The sequence below is a fragment of the Marivita sp. S6314 genome (genome assembly GCF_023015985.1).
Classification (GTDB): domain Bacteria; phylum Pseudomonadota; class Alphaproteobacteria; order Rhodobacterales; family Rhodobacteraceae; genus Marivita.
Map to the genome: position 1 here is coordinate 22,678 of NZ_JALKAO010000007.1, position 21,866 is coordinate 44,543.

Consider the following 21,866-nt stretch of genomic DNA (forward strand, 5'->3'; position numbering starts at 1 on the left):
AAGGCATGATCTTGACCGACAGGCCCCCAGCACGGCGCAATTCCATCCGCCGCCCGGCAAAATGGCAAAAAGGAACACAGAGGTGACAGAGCCCGCACGCAAGCCAAGCCGCATCCAGGTGGAGAACCGAAAACGCATTCTTGAGGCGGCGCTGGAGCTGTTTTCCAAACATGGGTTCAGAGGCACAACCCTTGACCAGATTGCATCCGCCTGCGGCATGCACAAACCCAATCTCATCTATTATTACGAAAGCAAGGAAGCGATCCATGTGGACTTGCTCAACACGTTGATGACCGAATGGCTCAGCCCCCTGAACGCGCTGGATCCAGACGGCGACCCGATGGAAGAAATGCTGCGCTATATCCGCCGCAAGATGGAAATGAGCCGCCTCTACCCGCGCGAATCGCGGCTCTTTGCCAACGAGATTGTGCAAGGCGCACCGCGCATGCTGCCGCATCTCGAAGCGACGCTGAAGCCGCTCTTTGACCAGCAATGCGGCATCGTCAACACGTGGATGCATGCCGGAAAGCTGGCCACAATGCATCCCGCACACCTGATCTTTTCGATTTGGGCGGTGACACAACACTACGCGGATTTTGACGCCCAGATCTCGGTGCTTTTGCCCGGCGATGACAAACGCGCACGCGGGGCAGAGCAGTTTGTCGAAGAGATGTTCCGCAAGCTGCTCTCACCTTGAAGGGATTCATCGGTGTTTAACCACAGTGAGGCACATTGCGCGCATGGATATGCAACACGCGTTTGACGCCCCGACCGCTTTCAACCCCCATGGGCGCGCCCAATTGTTCAGCGCAGATGCCGTGCGACGCAAAGGTGTCGTGCGACGCAAGAAAGGGGCGGTGCACCGGGAAATCGGTCTTGACCTGCTAAAGGCCGAAATCCGCGCACGCGGGTTTCAGCTCTACGATGTCGGAACGGATTACCTGATTGTCTGCCACGCCCAGTCCATTTCCCGCATCGGGTAAGACGCAGGGTCCGCCGTTGACAGAAATCATGCACACCACCAGAAATTACTGGGCGGGACCAAGAAACTTCGTACGAAGTTTCTTGGGGGTTCGTTAGAAAAAAATAAACAGGCGCTGCGATTTTTCCGATCTTATTCCGCCGCAGTCCGCACCGCAGGATTGTTCGGATGTGTGGTCCAGTCGCCATGCTCGGCTGCAACCGGGGTATTGGTCCGCTCGTCCACCGCCCCAGGCGCCAATTCGACCATGGTGATGCACTCCTCAACCGGACATACATTCACACACAGGTTACACGCCACACATTCGTCGTCCTTGACCGTGAACACCCGGTCTTCGGACATCGCAATCGCCTGATGCGAGGTGTCCTCGCAGGCGGCATAGCACCGTCCACACGCGATACAGAGATCCTGATCGATCCGCGCCTTGGTCACGTAATTCAGGTTCAGGTTCTGCCAATCGCTGACATTCGGCACCGCCTTGCGCACGAGTTCCGACGTTGACGTCATCCCCTTTTCATCCATGTACTGCGACAGGCCCGAGATCATCTCCTGCACGATCTTGAACCCATAGGTCATCGCCGCAGTACACACTTGCACATTGCCTGCGCCCAGCGCCATGAACTCCGCCGCATCTTTCCAGGTCGTCACCCCGCCAATGCCGGAAATCGGCAGATGCGCCATCTCGGGTGTGCGCGCAATCTCGGCCACCATGTTCAGCGCGATGGGTTTGACCGCAGGTCCGCAATAGCCCCCATGCGCGCCTTTGCCGTCAATCGTCGGCTCCGGCGCGAACAGGTCCAGATCGACAGATGTAATCGAATTGATCGTGTTGATCAGGCTCACCGCATCCGCGCCGCCCGCAAGTGCGGCCATCGCCGGTTTGCGCACATCCGTGATGTTCGGCGTCAGCTTGACGATACAGGGCATGCGTGTGTTCTGCTTGACCCACCGCGTGACCATTTCGATGTACTCGGGCACCTGCCCGACAGCGCTGCCCATGCCGCGCTCGGACATCCCGTGCGGACAGCCAAAGTTCAACTCAACCCCGTCCGCTCCCGTCTCTTCGACCAGCGGCAGGATGGCCTTCCAGGCCTCTTCCTCGCACGGCACCATCAGCGACACGACCATCGCCCGGTCAGGATAGTCGCGCTTGACCGCCTTGATCTCGCGCAGGTTCACCTCCAAAGGCCGGTCGGTGATCAGCTCAATGTTGTTCAACCCCAAAAGCCGCCGATCCGCGCCCCAGATCGCGCCATAGCGCGGCCCGTTGACGTTCACGACAGGCGGTCCGGCCTCGCCCAACGTCTTCCAGACCACGCCGCCCCACCCCGCTTCAAACGCGCGGCGGACGTTGTATTCCTTGTCGGTCGGCGGCGCAGAGGCCAGCCAGAACGGGTTCGGGCTTTTGATGCCCACGAAATCAGTCGTCAGATCAGCCATTGGAGCCTCCCATCAGGCTTGCATGAATATCTTCCGCCGCGTCGCGGCCTTCGGCCACGGCGGTCACGGTCAGGTCTTCTCCGCCAGCAGCACAGTCACCGCCAGCCCAGACACCGTGCACCGAGGTACGCCCCGCACCTGTCACGGCGATCTTGCGCCCGTCGAGGGCGGGCAACCCGTCGCCCTCAAGCGTCTGACCGATGGCCTTGAACACCTGATCCGCGGCAAGACGGAACGTTTCTCCGGTGGGTTTAAGATCGTCATCCGTGAATTCAAATTCGATCTCCCGCACTGACCCGTTGCCATGCACCGCGACGGGTGACGCATTGGAAATGATCCGCACACCTTTGGCCGCGGCAAGATCCTGCTCCCACACGCTGGCATTCATGCGGTCCCGACCGCGTCGGTACACAATCGTGACGTTCAAGGCGCCCAGCAGCTTGGACTGCACCGCCGCGTCAACGGCGGTCATGCCGCCCCCGATCACAACCACGTCGCGTCCGACCGGCAGAGACGACAGATCCGACGACTGCCGCAACTCGGCGATAAAATCGACTGCGTCCAGCACGCCGTCCTTGTCCGCACCCGGCGCAGTCAGTTCGTTCACGCCACCAAGGCCCATGCCCAGAAACACCGCGTCAAACTCGGACCTTAACCCGTCGAGTGTCAGATCCGGCCCCAATGCTTTGCCGTTCTCGATCGCAATCCCGCCAATCTTGAGCAGCCAATCCACCTCGCGCGCGGCAAAGTCATCGGTCGTCTTGTAAGCGGCGATCCCGTATTCATTCAGGCCGCCCGCCTTGGGGCGCGCATCGTAGACCACCACGTCATGCCCGTGCATCGCCAACCGATGCGCGCAGGACAACCCTGCCGGACCGGCCCCGACCACGGCAATACGCTTGCCCGTCGAGGCCGCCCGGGAGAACGGGTGGACGTTCTGAGACATCAATTCGTCGGTTGCATAACGCTGAAGCCGGCCGATCTGCACTGGCTCGCCTTCTGCCGCTTCGCGCACGCAGGCCTCTTCGCAAAGCGTTTCGGTCGGGCAGACCCGCGCGCACATGCCGCCCATGATGTTCTGCGTCAGGATCGTCTTCGCCGCCGCTTCGGGTGTGCCCGTGGCGATCTGGCGGATGAACAGCGGGATGTCGATGGCGGTGGGGCAGGCCGTGATGCAGGGCGCGTCATGGCAGAAATAGCACCGGTCGGCTGCCACCAAGGCCTCGTGATCGGTCAAAGGCGCGTGCAAATCCGAAAAGCCGTCCTGGAGCGCATCTGCGTCCAATCGGCCGGGGTGAACCCCTTCTTTCAAAGCTCTGGCGTCCATGGTCTCCCTCCGAGATCAGCTTGAACTCTTCCAAGACGGTCTCACGGGTCAAAAATTTTATCAACTGGTAAAATTTTTTGCGCCCGAGTTTTTTTCCACCGCCCGTGCCCGCACTGCTATGCAATCTGGTTGTGCCGGGTATGCCCAAGAGGAGGTACTCCTCGTCTTTTCAAAGACTTACTTGTACCGCGTCCCATTCATCGGAAACACAGAGGCAAATCATGGCACTTACACAGTCCTATAGCGGTGAGAAGGTTGGCTTTTTCAGCAGCCTGTTTGATGGCCTGATGCGCGGCATTGGCCAGATCAGCGCGTCCCAGTCCCGGGTCCGCGAGATCGAGCGTCTTCAGGCGATGTCGGACGAGGCGCTGAACGCCAAAGGTCTGCGCCGCGAAGATATCGTGCGTCACGTTTTTCGGGATGTGTTCTGGCAGTAACGTCCAGACATCCCGTCTGATCGGAAAAAAGGCTGCGCAGAACGCGCGGCCTTTTTCTTTTTTTCGTGAACCCCTGACATGAAAAAAGCCGCCCGGAAGGGGGCGGCTTTTCGTATGGTTTGTACGGTTGATCCGTACAGATCAGGCTTAGTTCTGAGCGTAGTATTCGATAACGAGGTTTGGTTCCATCATCACTGGGTACGGCACATCGCCCAGACCCGGAGTGCGGATGAAGGTGGCCTTCATCTTGGAGTGATCGACCTCGACATAATCCGGCACGTCACGCTCTGGCAGTTGAACCGCTTCGAGCAGCGCTGTCATCTGCTTGGACTTCTCGCGCACTTCGATCACGTCGCCTTCCTTCACGCGGTAGGACGGGATGTTGACGCGCTGGCCGTTGACCGTCACGTGGCCGTGGTTCACGAACTGGCGCGCGGCAAAGATGGTGGCGACGAACTTGGCACGGTACACAACCGCGTCGAGACGGCGCTCCAGCAGACCGATCAGGTTCTCGCCGGTGTCACCCTTCACACGCTCGGCTTCGCCGTAGATGCGGCGGAACTGCTTTTCGGTCAGGTCGCCGTAATAGCCCTTCAGCTTCTGCTTGGCACGCAGCTGCAGACCGAAGTCGGACATCTTGCCCTTGCGGCGCTGACCATGCTGGCCAGGGCCGTATTCACGACGGTTGACGGGGGATTTCGGACGACCCCAGATGTTTTCACCCATCCGGCGGTCAATTTTGTACTTGGCAGACGTGCGTTTTGTCACGGCTGATCTCCTTCTTGGAACGACGCCCCGAAAGGCGACTATGAAGGGCGTTGTCCTCTTGGGTTTCCCCATGACAGGCATCCCCTTGCGGGGGCCACCAACACCAATGAAGCCGCGCTTATACGGGGGGTTTTTGCAGAGTCAACACATGCCGTCGCTTTGCAGCGCCATTAAGCCTTACTTAAGGCGCATGATCCAGACTGCACATCACCTGGCAGGAGAAATCCCCTATGGCGCAACGTGCAAGCCGCAAGGCATTTGGTCCGTCTCCGCTTGATGCGGCTGTGCAGACGCGGGATCAGAATATCCTCTCGGTGGTCGAAGAGGCCGTCCGTCACCGTGAAGTGCGGTTGGCCTTTCAGCCGGTGGTCCATGCCCGGCGGCAGGATCAGACCGCCTTTTTCGAGGGGCTGATCCGCGTGACCGATCCGACCGGCAGGATTATTCCGGCGGGTCAGTTCATCGAGCAGATCGAGGAACGGGAAAGCGGACGGCTTCTGGATTGCCTGGCACTGGAGCACGGTTTGCGCACGCTGGCGCAAACGCCGGGGATCCGGCTGGCGATCAACCTGTCGGCCCGATCCATCGGCTATCCGAAATGGCGCAAAGTCTTACAACGCGGGTTGTCCCGTGACGACACCGTGGCAGAGCGACTGATTCTTGAAATCACCGAAGCCTCGGCCATGCTGGTGCCGGAACTTGTGGTGCAAGCCATGCGCGACCTGCAACAATTGGGGATCAGTTTCGCACTGGATGATTTCGGCGCAGGATACACCGCACTGCGGTATCTGCGGGAGTTTCAGTTCGACATTCTCAAGATTGACGGACAGTTCGTGCGCGGCATTGCCCATGACCCCGACAACCAGGTCCTCACCCGTGCCATCGTCGCAATTGCCCAGCAATTTGATATGTTTACCGTGGCCGAATTCGTGGAATCGCGCGCCGATGCCACGATGCTGGCGGAGCTCGGGGTCGATTGCCTGCAGGGGTATTACTTTGGCGCGCCGTCGATCGAACCACCGTGGAGGCCGGTTGCGGCACGCGCCGCTGCCCGCTGACCGCGCCATGACCCTGCGTCAACCCGGCCATGCAGAAATGGCCTGAGACACCCTGTCCGGTATGCGGATGCAGACCATTGCTTTAGGCAAGCGCCGGAACGGGCCTGGGGGCCGCAGGCGCTTTGGCGCAGAATCCACTGCGGGAATCCCCCCTCGCCCAACACTCGGTGGAGGAACATATGACAAACGTCGTTATCGCATCCGCCGCACGGACGGCTGTTGGGTCGTTCGGCGGTTCTTTCGCAAACACACCTGCCCATGACCTTGGCGCGGCCGTGCTCAACGCTGTCGTTGAACGCGCTGGCGTCGAAAAAGACGCGGTGTCCGAGACCATTCTCGGTCAGGTTCTGACAGCCGCACAAGGCCAGAACCCTGCACGTCAGGCGCATATCAATGCCGGCCTGCCGCAGGAAAGCGCAGCCTGGGGTTTGAACCAGGTGTGTGGCTCGGGCCTTCGTGCCGTGGCTTTGGGCGCGCAGCACATCATGCTGGGCGACGCCGAGATCGTGGCCGCAGGCGGTCAGGAAAACATGTCGCTGAGCGCGCATGCCGCCAATCTGCGTCAGGGCACGAAAATGGGCGATGTCAAATACATCGACACCATGATCCGCGACGGTCTGTGGGATGCTTTCAACGGCTACCACATGGGCCAGACCGCGGAAAACGTTGCCGAAAAATGGCAGATCAGCCGCGAGATGCAGGACGAATTCGCCGTTGGGTCGCAGAACAAGGCCGAAGCCGCTCAGAAAGCGGGCAAGTTCGACGACGAAGTGATTGCCTACACCATCAAGACCCGCAAGGGCGACATCGTGGTCGATAAGGATGAATACATCCGCCATGGCGCGAACCTTGAAGCGATGGCCAAGATGCGCCCCGCATTTACCAAGGACGGCACCGTCACAGCGGCGAACGCATCGGGCCTGAACGATGGCGCGGCGGGCGTGTTGCTGATGTCGGAAGAAAACGCAGCCAAGCGCGGCATCACGCCGATGGCCCGCATCGCATCCTATGCGACAGCCGGTCTGGACCCGAAGATCATGGGTGTCGGCCCGATCTACGCATCGCGCAAGGCGCTGGAAAAAGCAGGCTGGTCGGTTGGCGATCTGGACCTTGTCGAAGCCAACGAAGCCTTCGCCGCGCAGGCCTGCGCGGTGAACAAGGACATGGGCTGGGATCCGGCGATTGTGAACGTGAACGGCGGCGCGATTGCCATTGGTCACCCAATCGGCGCGTCCGGCGCGCGTGTTCTCAACACGCTTCTGTTCGAAATGCAGCGCCGCGATGCCAAGAAAGGCCTCGCCACACTCTGCATTGGTGGCGGCATGGGCGTGGCCCTCTGCGTCGAGCGTTAAGACCGGTCGGCGGGCCTTTGTGCCCGCCGGTCCCTTTTATGTAGGCCGGGGTTCAGCCCGGCATCCCCAAAGACTTTAGAGGAGATCTCCAATGGCACGAGTTGCACTCGTCACAGGTGGCAGCCGCGGAATCGGTGAAGCCATTTCCAAGAAACTCAAGGCAGACGGGTACGACGTTGCCGCAACATATGCGGGCAACGACGAAAAGGCCGCCGCCTTTACCGAAGCCACCGGCATCAAGACCTACAAGTGGGACGTCGCCAACTACGAGGCGTCCGAAGCGGGCATCGCGCAGGTCGAGGCCGATCTGGGCCCGATCGACGTGGTTGTCGCCAACGCGGGCATCACATGGGACGGGTTCTTTCACAAGATGAAGCCCGAGCAGTGGCAGAAGGTGATCGACACCAACCTGACAGGCGTGTTCAACACCGTGCGCCCGATCTGGCCCGGCATGCGCGAGCGGGGCTTTGGCCGCGTGATCGTGATCTCCTCGATCAATGGTCAGAAAGGCCAGGCCGGTCAGGTGAACTATGCCGCGACCAAGGCGGGTGATCTGGGCATCGTGAAGTCGCTGGCGCAGGAAGGTGCTGCCAAAGGCATCACCGCCAACGCGGTTTGCCCCGGTTATATCGGCACCGAAATGGTGCGCGCGATCCCGGAAGAGGTTCTCAACTCCAAGATCATCCCGCAGATCCCTGCCGGTCGTCTGGGCGAGCCGGAAGAGATTGCACGTTGCGTGGCGTTCCTCGCCTCTGACGACGCCGGGTTCATCAACGGCTCGACGATCTCTGCCAATGGTGCGCAGTTCTTCGTCTGAACCACCGGAGAGGACGTTTGTGAAGGCCCGCCAACTGCGCGGGCCTTTTCTTTTGCGCCACATCTCACTAAGCCGCGCGCATGACACACATGACTGCCACCGGCATCGGCTTTGTGGCCGTTCTGCTTTGGGCGCTGCTAGCGCTTTTTACCGCTGGATCAGCCCCGGTCCCGGCGTTCCAGCTGAACGCGCTGACCTTTGCCATCGGCGGCACGGTGGGCGTGTTGTGGGTTGTTGTGCGTGGCACGGGGCGTAAGCTGGCGCAGGTGCCCTGGACGGTCTACGCCTTTGGGACGGCCGGGTTGTTCGGCTACCACGCCTTGTATTTTTCGGCATTGCGGCTGGCGCCTCCGGCCGAGGCGGGGTTGATTGCCTATCTCTGGCCCTTGCTGATTGTGCTGCTGTCGGGGCTCTTGCCGGGTGAACACCTGCGGCCCGGTCATATCATCGGGGCACTTGTGTCATTTGCCGGGGCCGCGCTGATCGTGTTGCGCAACGGGTTTGCGTTTGACGCCGCCGCGACGCCGGGGCTGCTTCTGGCCGGGCTGTGCGCCCTGACTTGGAGCACCTATTCGGTGGTGTCGCGCAGGCTGGGCACCGTGCCGACGGAAGCGGTGGCGGTGTTTTGCGTCTTTACCGCACTCTTGTCCGTTCCAGCGCATCTGATGTTCGAAACCACGATCTGGCCGGGCGACCTGTTTGGCTGGTTGTCGGTTCTGGCGCTGGGTTTGGGCCCGGTTGGCCTCGCATTCTACGTGTGGGACATCGGGGTAAAACGCGGCGACATCCAGTTGCTGGGCGTGGCAAGCTATGCCGCGCCGCTGTTGTCGACGCTGGTTCTGATTGCGGCGGGATTCGCGATGGCGTCTTGGCAGCTTTTGGCCGCTGCCGGGTTGATCACCGTGGGGGCCGGTATTGCCGCACTGGCGTCTCGCCAACGCTAGACCCTGCGTATTCGCACAGAAAAGGCGCGCCTATGGCGGTTTATGTGCGCGAAACCGCAGCTATATCTTGGATCAAACGGGATAGACCCATTTGCATTCGGGAGAGATACCATGCTGAACCAGATTAACGGATTGCACCACGTCACATCGCTGGCCAGTGGCGCACAAACAAACAACGACTTTTTCACCAAGACGCTGGGCCTGCGGCGGATCAAGAAAACCGTCAACTTCGACGCGCCAGAGGTCTATCACCTGTATTACGGCGACGAAGAAGGCACTCCCGGCACGGTGATTACCTATTTTCCATTCCCAAACGCCCGGCGCGGGCGTCCGGGCACGGGTGAAGTGGGGATCACCGGGTTTGCCGTGCCCAAGGGCAGCCTTGGCTATTGGAAAGACCGGCTGGCCACCTTTGACGTAAAAAACATCAAAGAGGAAACCACCTTCGGTCAGGCGCGCCTGCGATTTGACGGGCCGGATGGCGACGGATTTGTTCTGGTGGAAACCGAGGATGATCCGCGCGCGCCGTGGACCGCCTATGGCGTGTCCGAGGATGTGGCCATTCGCGGGTTTCACAGCGCGGACATGCGGTTGAAAGATGCCGGGGCCAGCGCCGAATTGCTGCGTTTCATGGGCTATGAAGAGTTGGAGCGTCAGGACAACGTCACCCGCTTTCACGTGCCAGACGGCAACGAGGCGAATGTGATCGACATCACGCAGGTGGACGCACCATTTGCGGATCAGGGTGCCGGATCGGTGCACCACATCGCGTTTTCCGTCGACAACCGGGACACGCAACTGGAGGTGCGCAAGGCACTGATGGACACCGGTTATCAGGTCACGCCGGTGATTGACCGCGACTATTTCTACGCGATCTATTTCCGCACACCGGGTGGCGTTCTGTTCGAAGTGGCGACCAATGAGCCCGGGTTTGACAGGGATGAGGACACCGCACATCTGGGCGAAGCGCTGAAACTGCCAACGCAGCACGAACATCTGCGCTCGGTTCTTGAGAACAGCTACCTGGAGCCGATCGTTGACTGACTATCTCCATGCCCAGACCAAAGGCGCGCCGGGCGCGCCTTTGGTGGTGACCTTCCACGGTACGGGCGGGGACGAACACCAGTTTCACGATCTGGCGCGGCAATTGATGCCCGACGCCCATGTGGTGTCCCCACGGGGCGACGTGTCGGAACACGGGATGGCGCGGTTTTTCCGCCGGACCGGCGAAGGCGTGTATGACATGGAGGATCTTGCCACGCGGCGCGAGGCAATGGCGGGATTTGTCCGTGCCAAGGCTGCCGAAACCGGCGCGGCGCAGGTGATTGCGTTGGGCTATTCCAACGGTGCCAACATCGCGGCGGCGGTGGCCCTGGATCATCCCGATATCTTTTCCGATGTCATTGCCATGCACCCGCTGATCCCCTGGACCCCTGCCCCGCAGCCGGGTCTTGCCGGGACGCGGTGGCTGATCACGGCGGGAGAGCGGGATCCGATCTGTCCTGCATCGCAGACTCAGGCGTTGATGGCATATCTTACTGCGCAGAACGTAGATTTGTCGACCCATTGGCATGCCGGCGGGCACGAATTGGTACAATCCGAACTGACCGAAATTCAACGCTTTCTCGGGTAACAAAAAACGCCCCCGGAGCCATCAGGTTCGGGGGCGTTCCTGCGTTCGGACCGACGGAGTATCTCTGCGGTCCGGGTCGTCTTAGCCACGCAACGCGCGGAAGAAATTGCGGATCAGTGCGCCGCGTTCTTCGTGGGCGGCACGGATTGCGTCACGGTGGCGGGTGGTTGTTGGGATCTCGAACATGGGGACTTCCTGACATTGGTAAATTTCAACTGTCCTGAATATGGGGCCTTGCCATAAAAGCGACAAACGAGACTTTTCATTCTTTCAGTTTAGTTTTACTTAACTGTCATGAGTGACCGTCTGCCGCCCCTGACCGCCCTGCGCGCCTTTGAGGCCGCCGCGCGCCATATGTCTTTTGCGCAGGCGGCGGCCGAGCTAAACGTGACATCTGCCGCGTTGTCGTTTCAGATCAAATCGCTTGAAGAACATCTGGGCGTTCCGGTGTTCCGCCGTTTGAACCGGGCGGTTGAATTGACGGCAGAGGGCAACGCGCTTCGGGGCGGTGTGGCCGAGGGGTTCGACCTGATCTCAACCGCGTGGCGCTCTGCGCGCAGGCAGGCCCAGTCGAACGTCCTGACGGTCACGGCGGGTCCGGCCTTTACCGCCAAAGTGCTCGCGCCGCGCATGTTCGGGTTTGTGCAGGCCCATCCCGAGATTGATCTTCGGGTTTCCGCCAGCCTGCGATTGCTTGATTTTCAACGCGACGATGTCGATGTTGCGATCCGGTTTGGCTATGGCAAGGACGAAGGGCTGTTTTCCAAGGTCCTGATCCATGACTGGATCGCGCCGGTGATGACACCGGAATTGGCCGCGATCTATGACACGCCCGACAAGCTGTGTGCGGCACCGCTGATCTTTGATGACAGCATCGACTTTCTGTCGCCGCGCGCGGATTGGGCGCAATGGTTCAAGGCCAATGGCCTTCAAGTGTCGGATTTGAAGGGCGCGCATTTCAGCCAAGCGGATCACGCGGTGGATGCCGCACTGTCAGGGGGTGGCGTGGTGTTGGCGCGCAGCACCGTTGCGGCCAGCGCCCTGATCGATGGTCAGCTGGTGGCCCCGTTCGACATCGCCCTAACGACAAATGCGCATTTTCGATTTGTGTGCCCGCAAGGACATGAGACGAAACCGCATGTCGCGCTGTTTGCCGATTGGCTGGATCACGAGATTGGTGAAATCCGCAAGCGGTTGCCGGACAAAACCACCGTGTCGGTTGTCGGGATGTGAAAAAGCCCGGGGCGAGCCCGGGCCAATCGGATTATGAGAGACGCTCGATCTCTTCCTTTAATCGGAGCTTTTGTTTTTTAAGCGACGCGATGGCCAGATCGTCGACGCCCGGCGCACGTTGCGCCTGTTCCACTTCTTCAGACAGGGATTGGTGCTTTCGCTTCAGTTCCTGAAGGTGTGAAGTCAAGCTCATGTAGTCCTCCTGTTGATGGGTACAGGTTCAGTCCATCATAGTTTTCGCAATCTGTCACGCCGCATTCGCATTGTTCCTGAACTTGGCTTAACCTTGCCGCTTAAGGTGACGTTTTTAGTCGGGAAATGGCAACGGTTGCGCGGATCGCAGCGCATTGGACACCGGTTTTGTGTACGAATCACCGTCTTTTTCGTGATGATCGCCGCGGTGCAGCACAAGTGGAGGGTGCGACACAAACGCCGCCCGCGCGGTTTTGCGCCCGCGCAGCAGGAACAGACGCGCGGCGCGGTGCGTCCGCGGCTGAATCGGCCAAAGCTCCAGCGCGCCCAGATGGGCGTAAAACGCGCTCATCAGTTCGGGCAGGCGTTCGATCCGCTGGATAAAGGTGACCATCCCGCCGGGGGCCAGACGTTTGGACGCGACGCTGACCCATTTGGCCAGCGGCAATGCGCCGGACCGGGCAAAGGCGCGATCTGCCGATGTGGGTGCAACGGCGCGCCGGTTCTCGAAATAGGGCGGATTGGCGATCACATGGTCGAACCTGTGGGCTTTGACCTCGGGCGGCAACGCGGTGAGGTCAGCGCAATGGATGGTGCCCGTGACGCCGTTGTCGTCCAGATTGCGTTGCGCAAGATCGGCATAGGCGCGTTGCATTTCAACGCCGGTCACCGTGAGACCGGGCACACGTGCGCCCAGACAGGCAAGCGCAGCGCCGCCGCCGCAACCCAGTTCCAGCACCGTTTCACCGGATCGCGCCGGCACCGACGCGGCCAGCAAAACCGGATCGGCCCCGGCGCGGTAGCCGTCTTTTGGTTGCCACAACCGAACCGCCCCACCCAGAAAATCGTCGCGGGTCAGGTCGTCGGGGGCAAACGGGTCAGTCCTCAAATTTCACCCCGTATTCCCGCAGGATGCGACGGGCCTCATCCAGCTCGTCGGTGCGCACCATCAGACGGCGCGGCAAGATGCCGATCGAGCCTTCGAGGACGCTCATATTTACGTCCAATTCAAAGCTGGCTATACCCTCGTCCTCAAGCACGGCGCGGGCGAGCGGTATCAGTGTTATGTCGTTGGTACGCAGAAGCTCTTCCATGACCATGATGTAGGAACACCCGGCCCGCTTTGTCGAGCCTTCCACAAGGATTGGTGATGAGTTTGGATAATCCGTCGATCAAGCCGCATGATCGTTTGGCAGAGGTTCTGTCGGATGACATGACGGCCGTGAACACGCTGATCCGCACGCGCATGGCGTCCGAACACGCCCCGCGCATCCCGGAAGTGACGGCGCATCTGGTCGAAGCGGGCGGCAAACGCCTGCGCCCGATGCTGACCTTGGCGGCAGCGCGGATGTGTGGGTATCAGGGTGATGACCATGTCAAGCTGGCCGCGACGGTTGAGTTTATCCATACCGCGACGCTGCTGCATGACGATGTGGTGGACGAAAGCGAAAAACGGCGCGGGCGGCCAACGGCGAACCTACTCTGGGACAACAAATCCAGCGTTCTGGTGGGCGATTACCTGTTTGCGCGGTCGTTCCAGTTGATGACCGAAACAAACAGCATCCGTGTGCTGCGCATCCTGTCCAACGCGGCGGCAACAATTGCCGAGGGCGAGGTGCTGCAACTCACGGCGGCGCAGGACATCACGACCACCGAAGCGATCTATCTGCAGGTGGTGCGCGGGAAAACAGCGGCGCTGTTTTCCGCCGCGACCGAGGTGGGCGGCGTGATTGCGGACATGGACGACGCCAAGGTGCAGGCGCTGTTCGACTATGGCGATGCCTTGGGTATCGCGTTCCAGATCGTCGATGATCTGCTGGATTACTGGGGCTCCGATGCCACGGGCAAGAATGTCGGCGACGATTTCCGCGAACGCAAACTGACGCTGCCGGTGATCAAGGCGATTGCCCTGGCCGATGACGCAGAACGCGATTTCTGGACCCGCACGATTGCCAAAGGCAAACAAGAGGACGGCGATCTGGAGCACGCCATTGCATTGCTGAACAAACACGGCACGCTTGAAGCAACCCGCGCTGAAGCCAACGCATGGATTTCCAAAGCGCGGCAATCATTGGCGACGCTGCCGGATCACCCGATCAAGGACATGCTGGACGATCTGGCCGATTACGTTGTGGCGCGGGTCAACTAGGCTGTGCGCCGATGGTGTGGCACGCGGTGACCCACCATTCGGGATGTACGCGCGCGATGCGTGACGCCGCACCGGTGGCCTGTGCGATATCCGGATAGATCCCGAAGCAGGTCGAGCCGGACCCGGACATGCGCGCAAGCTGTGCATCCCTGAGGGCGTCCAAGGCATGGGCAATGCCCGGAGCCACGGACAACGCTGCGGGTTCGAGATCGTTGCGTTGCTCGCGCAGCCAAGTCAGCCAGTCCGCGTCTGGCGTTTTGGGAATATCCGTCAGACCCCCGTTGGATTTGGTATCCAACGCGGAAAACACATCCGGCGTGGCGACGTGGAGACCCGGATTGACCAGCACCAGTGCAAAAGACGGCACCGGGTGGTGACGATCCAGCCGGTCCCCAATGCCGCGCATGCGTTGCGGGCGATCCCACAAACACACCGGCACATCCGCGCCAAGTTCGGGGGCAAACTCGGGACGGTCCAGCAGGCGGAGAACCGCCGCTGCATCGGCGGACCCGCCGCCAAGGCCAGCCCCGTGGGGGATGTTCTTGGTCAGGACAATATCATACGCGCCGCCACACAGCGCGGCGGCTTTCCACACAAGGTTGCTGGCATCCGCAGGCACACCGTCTGCAAATGGGCCGTCCACTTTCAGGCGCATCTGGTCAGATGGCGCGAGGGAGAGCGTGTCCGCCACATCGGCAAACACCACGAGCGAGTCGAGCAGGTGATATCCATCGTCGCGCTGACCTGTGACATGCAGCGTCAGGTTGATCTTGGCAGGCGCGCGCGCCTTAATCGGTGCTGTCACTGGCCACCTGCAACGGCGGTGCGCCCTCTTCGGCCAACACCTGATCCAGCCCCACCTCTAGCTTGCGGCGGATGCGGTCGACCTTCACCTCTTCGGCGGTATTACCATAAGTCGCAAAGGACAGCGCGCGTTTCCATTGGAACCGCGCTTCGGTCTTGCGGCCCACAGCCCAGTACACGTCGCCCAGATGGTCATTCACAATCGGATCAACCGGCATTAGTTCCGCCGCGCGCTCCATGTGCCCCACGGCTTCGTCATAGCGGCCAAGCCGGTACAGCACCCAGCCCAGGCTGTCGATGATATACCCGCTGTCGGGTCGCGCGGCCGCAGCGCGTTCAATCATGTCGAGCGCCTCGTCCAGCTTCATCTTCTTCTCGACCAACGAATAGCCAAGGTAGTTCAGAACCTGCGGCTGGTCCGGGTTCAGTTCCAGCGCGGCACGGAAATCGGCTTCGGCCTCGTCCCAGCGATCCAGACGTTCATAGCTGATCGCGCGGGCATAATGCAGGAACCACTGGCTGCGGCCCTCGACCTCGAACAGGTCCAGCGCATCGGTGTAGGCCTGAATGGCCTCCTCGTACCGTTCCAGCTGGCGCATCGTGTCGCCAAGGGTGGAATGCACAATCGGTTCCTGCGCATGCGTCTTGGTCAGACGTTCCAGCACCTCGACCGCCGCATCCACCTTGTCGCTGTCGCGAAGCGCAGCCGCGCGGCCCAGTTCGGCGGCGTGATAGGCCGGGTGCGTGTCCGGCACCTGCGCATAGGCTTTGCCGGCAAGGTCGGACTGACCCAACTCGTCCAGCAGGCTGGCCGAGAGCAGGATCGCATCCACATGATCGGGGCGAAGGTATTCTGCCACACGGGTATAGAGCAGCGTGAATTCGTCATTGGCTTCGCTCGCCAGCGCGGCCGCGAGTGTGTAGAACACCTCGGCCACGCCATCGCGCGCGCCACGGATATGCGTGAAGGGCAGCGCCTCACCCGATTCAAGCGTGGCTTTCATCTCGCGCAGGGCCGGGTCCAGTTCCCCTCCGAATGCGGTTGCGATCAGTTGCAACGCGTCCTCGTTGCGCTCCAACTGGCTTAGCACTTCGGCATGCGCCATGACACCCCGGCGGGTCAGTTGCATGCCACCTGTGCCCGCGTCCTCAAGAATACCGCCCGCGCTTTCGAAATCGCCGACCGACGCCAGCGCCAGCGCCTTGTGATACAGCGCGAAATTCCGCATGCCCTGCTGGTTGGCGATCTCGTCGAACTGCACCAGCGCCGATGTCATGTCGCCCGTGCCCAGTTGCGACCATGCCAGAAGCAGACCATCCACCAGCGGTCCAACGCCCCGATCATCCTCGATCAGCGCGATCACGGCGGTGTAGTCTTCGTCGCGCGCGTTTTGCGCCACAAGCGCCATCTGCGCCACCTGGCTGCGGCTGCCATCATTGACCAGCTTCGACCCCAGCGCGGCGGCGCGCTCCAGATCACCAAGCGAGATTTCCGCCAAGGCGGCGCGTTCGAGGATCACCGGGTTGTCCGGATCGAACATCACCGCACGGCCGTAATACTCTGCCGCTGCCGAAATGTTGCCGTCAAAGCTCGCCTGACGTCCGGCCAGATAGTCTCCGGACAGGCTGTTCGCCATGACGCCGCCGGGGGCCAGCAGGCACAGCGCAACTGCCGCCGTTCCCAGTATCCGTCGCATGCTCGAATGAACCATCCATGTCTCCCAAAAGGCCATTTGTCGAAACGTAGCGCGGGGTCCGCACCGGCGCAACCAACGCAAAAGGCCGGGCGAGTGCCCGGCCTTGCTGAGTTACATATTCGGGTAGTTCGGCCCGTCGCCGCCCTGCGGGACCGTCCAGTTGATGTTCTGGCTTGGGTCCTTGATATCACAGGTTTTACAGTGGACGCAGTTCTGGAAGTTGATGACGAATTTGTCGTCGCCCTGTTCGTCCTTCACAAATTCGTAAACCCCCGCCGGGCAATACCGTGCCGACGGTCCGGCGTATTTCGGCAGGTTCACCGACACCGGTATCGACGCATCCTTCAGCTTAAGATGCGCCGGCTGGCTTTCCTCGTGATTGGTGGCCGCAAAGGACACGTTGGTCAGGCGGTCAAAGGACAGTTTGCCATCGGGTTTGGGATAGTCGATCGGCTTGAACTTGGACGCCTCGCCCGTGGCCTCGGCATCGGTTTTGCCGTGGCCCATGGTGCCGAACATCGAAAAGCCCAGCGTGTTGGTCCACATGTCCAGCCCACCCAAGGTCAGGGACGCAAGCAACCCGCGCTTGGACCACATCGGTTTGACGTTGCGCACTTTCTTGAGGTCTTCGCCAATCGCGCCGTCGCGGACTTCGGTTTCGTAATCCGCCAGCTCATCCGACGCGCGACCATCCTTGATCGCGGCAAAGGCAGCTTCTGCCGCGGCCTTGCCCGACAGCATCGCGTTGTGGTTTCCCTTGATGCGCGGCACGTTGACCATCCCCACCGAACACCCCAGCAGCGCCACACCGGGGGCCACCATCTTGGGCATCGACTGATAACCGCCTTCGGAAATCGCCCGCGCACCATAGGCCACGCGTTTGCCACCCTTGAGCAGATCGGCCACCATCGGGTGGTGCTTGAAGCGCTGGAACTCCATGTAGGGATAGAGGTGCGGGTTTTCGTAGTTCAGGTGCACCACGAACCCGACATAGACCTGATTGTTGTCGAGGTGATAGATAAACGACCCACCGCCTGCGTTGGAATTCAGCGGCCAGCCCATCGTGTGGGTGACAGAGCCTTCATTGTGCTTGGCCGGGTCGATCTCCCAAATCTCTTTCATACCAAGGCCGAACTTTTGCGGTTCTTTGCCCTTGGACAAATCGAATTTCTCGATCACCTCTTTGGACAGGCTGCCGCGCACGCCTTCGCCAAGGAACACGTATTTGCCGTGCAGTTCCATCCCCGGCTCGTATCCCGGCCCGGGCGTGCCATCCGCGTTCTTGCCGAACTCACCGGCAACAACACCTTTGACCTCACCGTTTTCACCGTAGACGATTTCGGAACAGGCCATGCCGGGGAAGATCTCGACCCCCAGTTCCTCGGCCTGTTCGGCCATCCAGCGGCAGACATTGCCCATCGACACGATGTAGTTGCCGTGGTTGTTCATCAGCGGCGGCATCGGGAAGTTGGGGATGCGGATTTGGCCCGCTTCGCCCAGCATGTAGAAATTGTCATCCTTGACCGGCACATTGAGCGGCGCGCCCTTGTCCTTCCAGTCCGGGATCAGCGCATCCAGACCGCAGGGGTCCAGCACCGCACCCGACAGGATATGCGCGCCCACTTCCGAGCCTTTTTCCAGAACGACCACGTCAAGATCGGCATCCAGTTGCTTTAACCGGATCGCAGCAGACAGGCCCGCTGGCCCTGCTCCGACGATGACAACATCATACTCCATCGCTTCGCGCGTGTGTTCGCTCATGTCTGGCTCTTCCTTAGAAAATGGCGTCTCGAAAACCTGACACGGGAGGTAACGCGCGCGCCCAACACGGTCAATTGCGACACCGCGTTACAGGTTGTTTTTGACCCCATTCGCAGGGTTTTCAGTCGATTTTGACCGTTTTCGACATCGAGTCCCGGATGGTTTGCAAATGCGCCCGCATGCTGTCCTGTGCCGCCTCGGCGTCACCGCGGGCAATCGCCTCTGCGATGGTGGCGTGCTGGGCGCTGTGCAAGCCGCGAAATTCCGCGACGCCGATCCGGCGATAGGTCCGCCCCCATTCGTGCTGCCACGCGCGCCTGCGCCGCACGTCCGACAGGTATGACAACACGCCAAGCAAAACCGGATTGCGCGCGATTTCGGCGACGGCCCGGTGAAAGGCGCTGTCGGCCTGTTCGCACATGGCCGGATCACGCGCGGCGCGGCCTGCCTCCACATGCGTCATCAACCGCGCGCCATCGTCCGGATGGGCCATCTGCGCGGCGCGGGCGGCAACAGACGGCTCCAGCGTCAGACGCGCCTCCATCAGGTCCATCGGTGAGGTCAGTTCGATCAAAACCGCGTCCCGCACCCGCGCCCCGTCCGGACGCGGCCCCCAGAACGTGCCCTGCCCCACGTGGCGCCAAACGGTACCTTCCCGCGCCAGAACGTCCAACGCGGCCCGTATCGTCTGGCGGCTGCACCCGATCCGCGCCGCCAGATCGCGTTCGGGCGGCAACCGGTCTCCGGGTGCAGGCTGGGTTTCGGCCAAATGCACCCGCAGCGCCGTCAAGGCAGTCGTCTTGTTCATGTCGCCCCCAATTACAGACCAATTTGCAGACCAATCCAGCCTTTGGCAAGAGACCCCATCTTTCACATCGGTGCGCCCCCATGTTTGACACAGCCCTCCTGATTTTTGCCGGCCTTGCCGCCGGAATGCTCAACGCCATTGCCGGTGGTGGCACATTCATCAGCTTCCCGGCGCTGGTCTGGGTCGGCGTGCCGCCGGTGATGGCCAATGCCACGGCCACGCTCACCGCGCTGCCCGGATACCTGAGCAGCGCCTGGGCCTACCGGCACGACATGGAAACGCAGGATCCGCTGCCCATCGCAATGGTGCTTTTTTTGGCCGCGATCGGGGGCCTTGCCGGGGCCGGTCTGCTTTTGATCACAACGCAAGAGACGTTTTCAGCACTGGTGCCGTGGCTCTTGCTGTTGGGCACGCTGGTCTTTGGCCTTGGACCGTTTGCCATGAAACACATGCGCACCGGGACAAAGGCCCCGAAACCGGTGGCGGCTGCGGTGCTTTTGGCCGTGTCGATCTATGGCGGCTATTTCAATGGCGGGCTGGGCATCATGCTGCTGGCGGCGTTTGGCCTGATGGGGCTGACCAATCTGCACGGGATGAACGGGCTGAAGAACCTCGTGTCCGCCCTGCTGTCGGTGGTGTCGGTGGCCGCCTACACCGTAGCCGGGCTGATTGCATGGGACGCCGCACTGGTTCTGGCGCTGGCGCAGCTTTGCGGCGGCTATATCGGCGCGCGACTGGCCCTGAAGATTACCGACACCGGGCTGCTGCGGATGTTTATCACCGTCATCGGCCTGGTCATGGCCGGGATTTTCTTTGTGCGCACGTGACCGCGCAGGCGCAGCAAATCACTTGCGTTTCCCGAATGGGTCGGGTCAGTCTTGTGCAAACCGAAGTGACATGTTTAGACCGCACCAGACTTGCCGGCGTCAGAGCCTTGGCTCCAATGACCAAAAGGGAAACGTCCCATGGAAAAGCTACCAATGACCCGCGCCGGCCATGCCGCGCTTGAGGCAGAATTGAAAACGCTCAAATCAACAGAGCGTCCCGCCATCATTCAGGCCATCGCCGAAGCGCGGGAATTGGGCGACCTCAAGGAAAACGCCGAATACCACTCCGCGCGGGAAAAGCAGGGCTTTATCGAAGGCCGGATCAAGGAACTCGAAGGCGTGCTGAGCCTGACTGAAGTGATTGATCCCACCAAGCTGTCCGGCGCAATCAAGTTCGGCGCCACCGTGACATTGGTCGATGAAGACACCGACGAAGAGAAAACCTGGCAAATCGTGGGCGAACACGAGGCCAATATCGAAAAGGGTCTTCTCAACATCAAATCCCCCATCGCCCGTGCCCTGATCGGCAAAGAGGAAGGCGACAGCGTGGAAGTGCGCACGCCAGGGGGTGAAAAGTCGTACGAAGTGCTCAAGATCGCATACGTCTGATCGGTTGGATCGCGTCATGGCAGAAAAGAACGACACCCGCACCGGCACGAATGTCGGCCTCAGCCGGACCTCGGAGGCGTCCGGCGGATTGAGCGGGATTGAACTGACCGCAGCCGCGCTGAGTGTCATCTGGCTGGTGATTTCGGCGGCGTTTTTCCTGTTTTCCGGGGATGACGGCGCTGACGGGTTGCGCTTCCTGCTTGTGATGATGGTGGTGTTTTTTCCGGTGGGCATGATCTGGGTCGCCGCCCTGGGCGCGCGCTCGTCGCGGATCATGCGCGAAGAAAGCACCCGCCTGCAGACCGCCATTGATGCAATTCGCCACGCGTATATCACCCAGAACCAGGCCGGTGGCCGCGATCACCAGCCGCACCCGTCGATTGTCAAGAAACTTGAAGAAATCGCGGATGCGCAGAAAAAGGCCGAAACCACGCTGGCGATGTTCACATCGACCCGCGCCGCCCAGATCGCGGTACAGGCCGCCGCCCCCGATCCCGAAACCGGGGACCAACCGGCGCTTGCCTTGGGCACACCTGCCGAAGCGTTGCAGCCGCCGCTGTCGAACTCCGATTTTGTCCGCGCCCTGCATTTCCCGGAAACCGCCGACGATCAGGAAGGCTTTGCCGCCCTGCGCCGCGCGTTGAAAGACCGCCCGTCGGCGCAACTGGTGCAAGCTGCGCAGGACGTGCTGACCCTGCTGAGCCAGGACGGCATCTACATGGATGATCTGCGCCCCGACATGGCGCGCCCGGAACTGTGGCGGCGCTTTGCCAAGGGCGAGCGCGGGCGCACCATCGCGGCCCTTGGCGGTGTGCGGGACCGGTCGTCGCTGGCGCTGGCGGCGGGACGGATGAAACAGGATCCGATCTTCCGCGACGCCGCGCACCACTTCCTGCGGCTGTTCGACAAGGGCTTTGCCCGGTTCGAAGAAACCGCAAGCGATGCCGAAATCTCGGATCTGGCAGGCACCCGCACGGCACGGGCCTTCATGCTGCTGGGTCGCGTGACCGGCACGTTCGATTGATCCC

The 21,866-nt window shown here is 61.1% G+C and carries 24 protein-coding genes; 14 read left to right on the plus strand and 10 right to left on the minus strand.

Annotation, left to right across the window (positions count from 1 at the left end):
• Nucleotides 1-61 precede the first annotated feature (61 nt).
• Both MWU54_RS16355 and MWU54_RS16360 read left to right on the plus strand, forming a co-directional pair.
• Nucleotides 62-697 (plus strand): TetR family transcriptional regulator C-terminal domain-containing protein, encoded by a 636-nt coding sequence (locus MWU54_RS16355; RefSeq protein ID WP_247085869.1) that lies wholly within the window; start codon nt 62-64, stop codon nt 695-697.
• 43 nt (nt 698-740) lie between these two features.
• Complete coding sequence (locus tag MWU54_RS16360) at nt 741-983, plus strand: hypothetical protein (protein WP_247085871.1); 243 nt, start codon at nt 741-743, stop codon at nt 981-983.
• Nucleotides 984-1,114: 131 nt separating this feature from the next.
• Here the strand turns inward: MWU54_RS16360 and preA are convergent, their stop codons facing one another.
• Complete coding sequence (gene preA / locus MWU54_RS16365; RefSeq protein WP_247085873.1) at nt 1,115-2,422, minus strand: NAD-dependent dihydropyrimidine dehydrogenase subunit PreA; 1,308 nt, start codon at nt 2,420-2,422, stop codon at nt 1,115-1,117.
• Nucleotides 2,415-3,749 carry an NAD(P)-dependent oxidoreductase gene (locus MWU54_RS16370; RefSeq protein ID WP_247085875.1) on the minus strand — a complete coding sequence of 445 codons (1,335 nt, stop codon included), beginning with the start codon at nt 3,747-3,749 and terminating at the stop codon, nt 2,415-2,417. Before MWU54_RS16370 ends, preA begins: the two co-directional genes overlap by 8 nt.
• A 221-nt stretch (nt 3,750-3,970) precedes the next feature.
• On the opposite strand from MWU54_RS16370, the gene MWU54_RS16375 reads away from it, so the two are divergent.
• A complete protein-coding gene (locus tag MWU54_RS16375; RefSeq protein ID WP_247085877.1) occupies nt 3,971-4,186 on the plus strand; it encodes a DUF1127 domain-containing protein in 216 nt (71 codons plus the stop codon).
• Nucleotides 4,187-4,333: 147 nt separating this feature from the next.
• Here MWU54_RS16375 and rpsD read toward each other — a convergent pair whose 3' ends face one another.
• On the minus strand, nt 4,334-4,954 hold the full coding sequence (gene rpsD, locus MWU54_RS16380) for a 30S ribosomal protein S4 (protein WP_247085879.1): 621 nt from the start codon (nt 4,952-4,954) through the stop codon (nt 4,334-4,336).
• 230 nt (nt 4,955-5,184) lie between these two features.
• On the opposite strand from rpsD, the gene MWU54_RS16385 reads away from it, so the two are divergent.
• The 7 genes from MWU54_RS16385 to gcvA all read left to right on the plus strand — a co-directional run bounded on the left by MWU54_RS16385 (nt 5,185) and on the right by gcvA (nt 11,991).
• Nucleotides 5,185-6,012 carry an EAL domain-containing protein gene (locus MWU54_RS16385; protein WP_247085881.1) on the plus strand — a complete coding sequence of 276 codons (828 nt, stop codon included), beginning with the start codon at nt 5,185-5,187 and terminating at the stop codon, nt 6,010-6,012.
• A gap of 179 nt (nt 6,013-6,191) precedes the next feature.
• Nucleotides 6,192-7,364, plus strand: a complete 1,173-nt coding sequence (locus tag MWU54_RS16390; protein WP_247085883.1) for an acetyl-CoA C-acetyltransferase — start codon at nt 6,192-6,194, stop codon at nt 7,362-7,364.
• 91 nt (nt 7,365-7,455) lie between these two features.
• The gene (phbB, locus tag MWU54_RS16395) at nt 7,456-8,181 is read left to right on the plus strand and encodes an acetoacetyl-CoA reductase (RefSeq protein WP_247085885.1); all 726 of its coding nucleotides are present in this window, start codon (nt 7,456-7,458) and stop codon (nt 8,179-8,181) included.
• A gap of 80 nt (nt 8,182-8,261) precedes the next feature.
• Complete coding sequence (locus MWU54_RS16400; RefSeq protein ID WP_247085887.1) at nt 8,262-9,125, plus strand: DMT family transporter; 864 nt, start codon at nt 8,262-8,264, stop codon at nt 9,123-9,125.
• Nucleotides 9,126-9,236: 111 nt separating this feature from the next.
• The gene (locus MWU54_RS16405; RefSeq protein ID WP_247085889.1) at nt 9,237-10,169 is read left to right on the plus strand and encodes a VOC family protein; all 933 of its coding nucleotides are present in this window, start codon (nt 9,237-9,239) and stop codon (nt 10,167-10,169) included.
• Nucleotides 10,162-10,758: an alpha/beta hydrolase gene (locus tag MWU54_RS16410; RefSeq protein WP_247085891.1), complete on the plus strand. Its 597-nt coding sequence runs from the start codon at nt 10,162-10,164 to the stop codon at nt 10,756-10,758. The genes MWU54_RS16405 and MWU54_RS16410 overlap by 8 nt, the downstream gene beginning before the upstream one ends.
• Nucleotides 10,759-11,052: 294 nt before the next feature.
• Nucleotides 11,053-11,991 (plus strand): transcriptional regulator GcvA, encoded by a 939-nt coding sequence (gene gcvA / locus MWU54_RS16415; RefSeq protein WP_247085894.1) that lies wholly within the window; start codon nt 11,053-11,055, stop codon nt 11,989-11,991.
• A 31-nt stretch (nt 11,992-12,022) separates the two neighbouring features.
• Here gcvA and MWU54_RS16420 read toward each other — a convergent pair whose 3' ends face one another.
• The 3 genes from MWU54_RS16420 to MWU54_RS16430 all read right to left on the minus strand — a co-directional run bounded on the left by MWU54_RS16420 (nt 12,023) and on the right by MWU54_RS16430 (nt 13,277).
• Nucleotides 12,023-12,184, minus strand: a complete 162-nt coding sequence (locus MWU54_RS16420) for a DUF465 domain-containing protein (protein ID WP_247085896.1) — start codon at nt 12,182-12,184, stop codon at nt 12,023-12,025.
• A gap of 114 nt (nt 12,185-12,298) precedes the next feature.
• A complete protein-coding gene (locus MWU54_RS16425; protein WP_247085898.1) occupies nt 12,299-13,072 on the minus strand; it encodes a methyltransferase in 774 nt (257 codons plus the stop codon).
• The gene (locus tag MWU54_RS16430; protein ID WP_247085900.1) at nt 13,062-13,277 is read right to left on the minus strand and encodes a DUF2007 domain-containing protein; all 216 of its coding nucleotides are present in this window, start codon (nt 13,275-13,277) and stop codon (nt 13,062-13,064) included. Before MWU54_RS16430 ends, MWU54_RS16425 begins: the two co-directional genes overlap by 11 nt.
• A gap of 56 nt (nt 13,278-13,333) precedes the next feature.
• Between MWU54_RS16430 and MWU54_RS16435 the strand changes: the two genes are divergently transcribed.
• Nucleotides 13,334-14,332, plus strand: a complete 999-nt coding sequence (locus tag MWU54_RS16435) for a polyprenyl synthetase family protein (protein WP_247085902.1) — start codon at nt 13,334-13,336, stop codon at nt 14,330-14,332.
• On the opposite strand, the gene MWU54_RS16440 is transcribed toward MWU54_RS16435, so the two are convergent.
• The 4 genes from MWU54_RS16440 to MWU54_RS16455 form a co-directional block, all read right to left on the minus strand.
• Nucleotides 14,325-15,137 carry a 4-(cytidine 5'-diphospho)-2-C-methyl-D-erythritol kinase gene (locus MWU54_RS16440; protein ID WP_247085904.1) on the minus strand — a complete coding sequence of 271 codons (813 nt, stop codon included), beginning with the start codon at nt 15,135-15,137 and terminating at the stop codon, nt 14,325-14,327. The genes MWU54_RS16435 and MWU54_RS16440 overlap by 8 nt on opposite strands.
• A complete protein-coding gene (locus MWU54_RS16445) occupies nt 15,121-16,848 on the minus strand; it encodes a tetratricopeptide repeat protein (RefSeq protein WP_247085906.1) in 1,728 nt (575 codons plus the stop codon). Before MWU54_RS16445 ends, MWU54_RS16440 begins: the two co-directional genes overlap by 17 nt.
• Nucleotides 16,849-16,944: 96 nt before the next feature.
• Entirely contained in the window at nt 16,945-18,594 is a 1,650-nt protein-coding gene (locus MWU54_RS16450; protein ID WP_247085908.1) for an electron transfer flavoprotein-ubiquinone oxidoreductase, read from the minus strand.
• Between the two features lie 121 nt (nt 18,595-18,715).
• Entirely contained in the window at nt 18,716-19,402 is a 687-nt protein-coding gene (locus MWU54_RS16455) for an FCD domain-containing protein (RefSeq protein ID WP_247085910.1), read from the minus strand.
• Between the two features lie 80 nt (nt 19,403-19,482).
• On the opposite strand from MWU54_RS16455, the gene MWU54_RS16460 reads away from it, so the two are divergent.
• The 3 genes from MWU54_RS16460 (at nt 19,483) to MWU54_RS16470 (ending at nt 21,862) form a co-directional block, all read left to right on the plus strand.
• Nucleotides 19,483-20,229 carry a sulfite exporter TauE/SafE family protein gene (locus MWU54_RS16460; RefSeq protein WP_247085912.1) on the plus strand — a complete coding sequence of 249 codons (747 nt, stop codon included), beginning with the start codon at nt 19,483-19,485 and terminating at the stop codon, nt 20,227-20,229.
• A 138-nt stretch (nt 20,230-20,367) separates the two neighbouring features.
• A complete protein-coding gene (gene greA / locus MWU54_RS16465; protein WP_247085914.1) occupies nt 20,368-20,838 on the plus strand; it encodes a transcription elongation factor GreA in 471 nt (156 codons plus the stop codon).
• 16 nt (nt 20,839-20,854) lie between these two features.
• Nucleotides 20,855-21,862: a hypothetical protein gene (locus MWU54_RS16470; RefSeq protein WP_247085916.1), complete on the plus strand. Its 1,008-nt coding sequence runs from the start codon at nt 20,855-20,857 to the stop codon at nt 21,860-21,862.
• Nucleotides 21,863-21,866 lie beyond the last annotated feature (4 nt).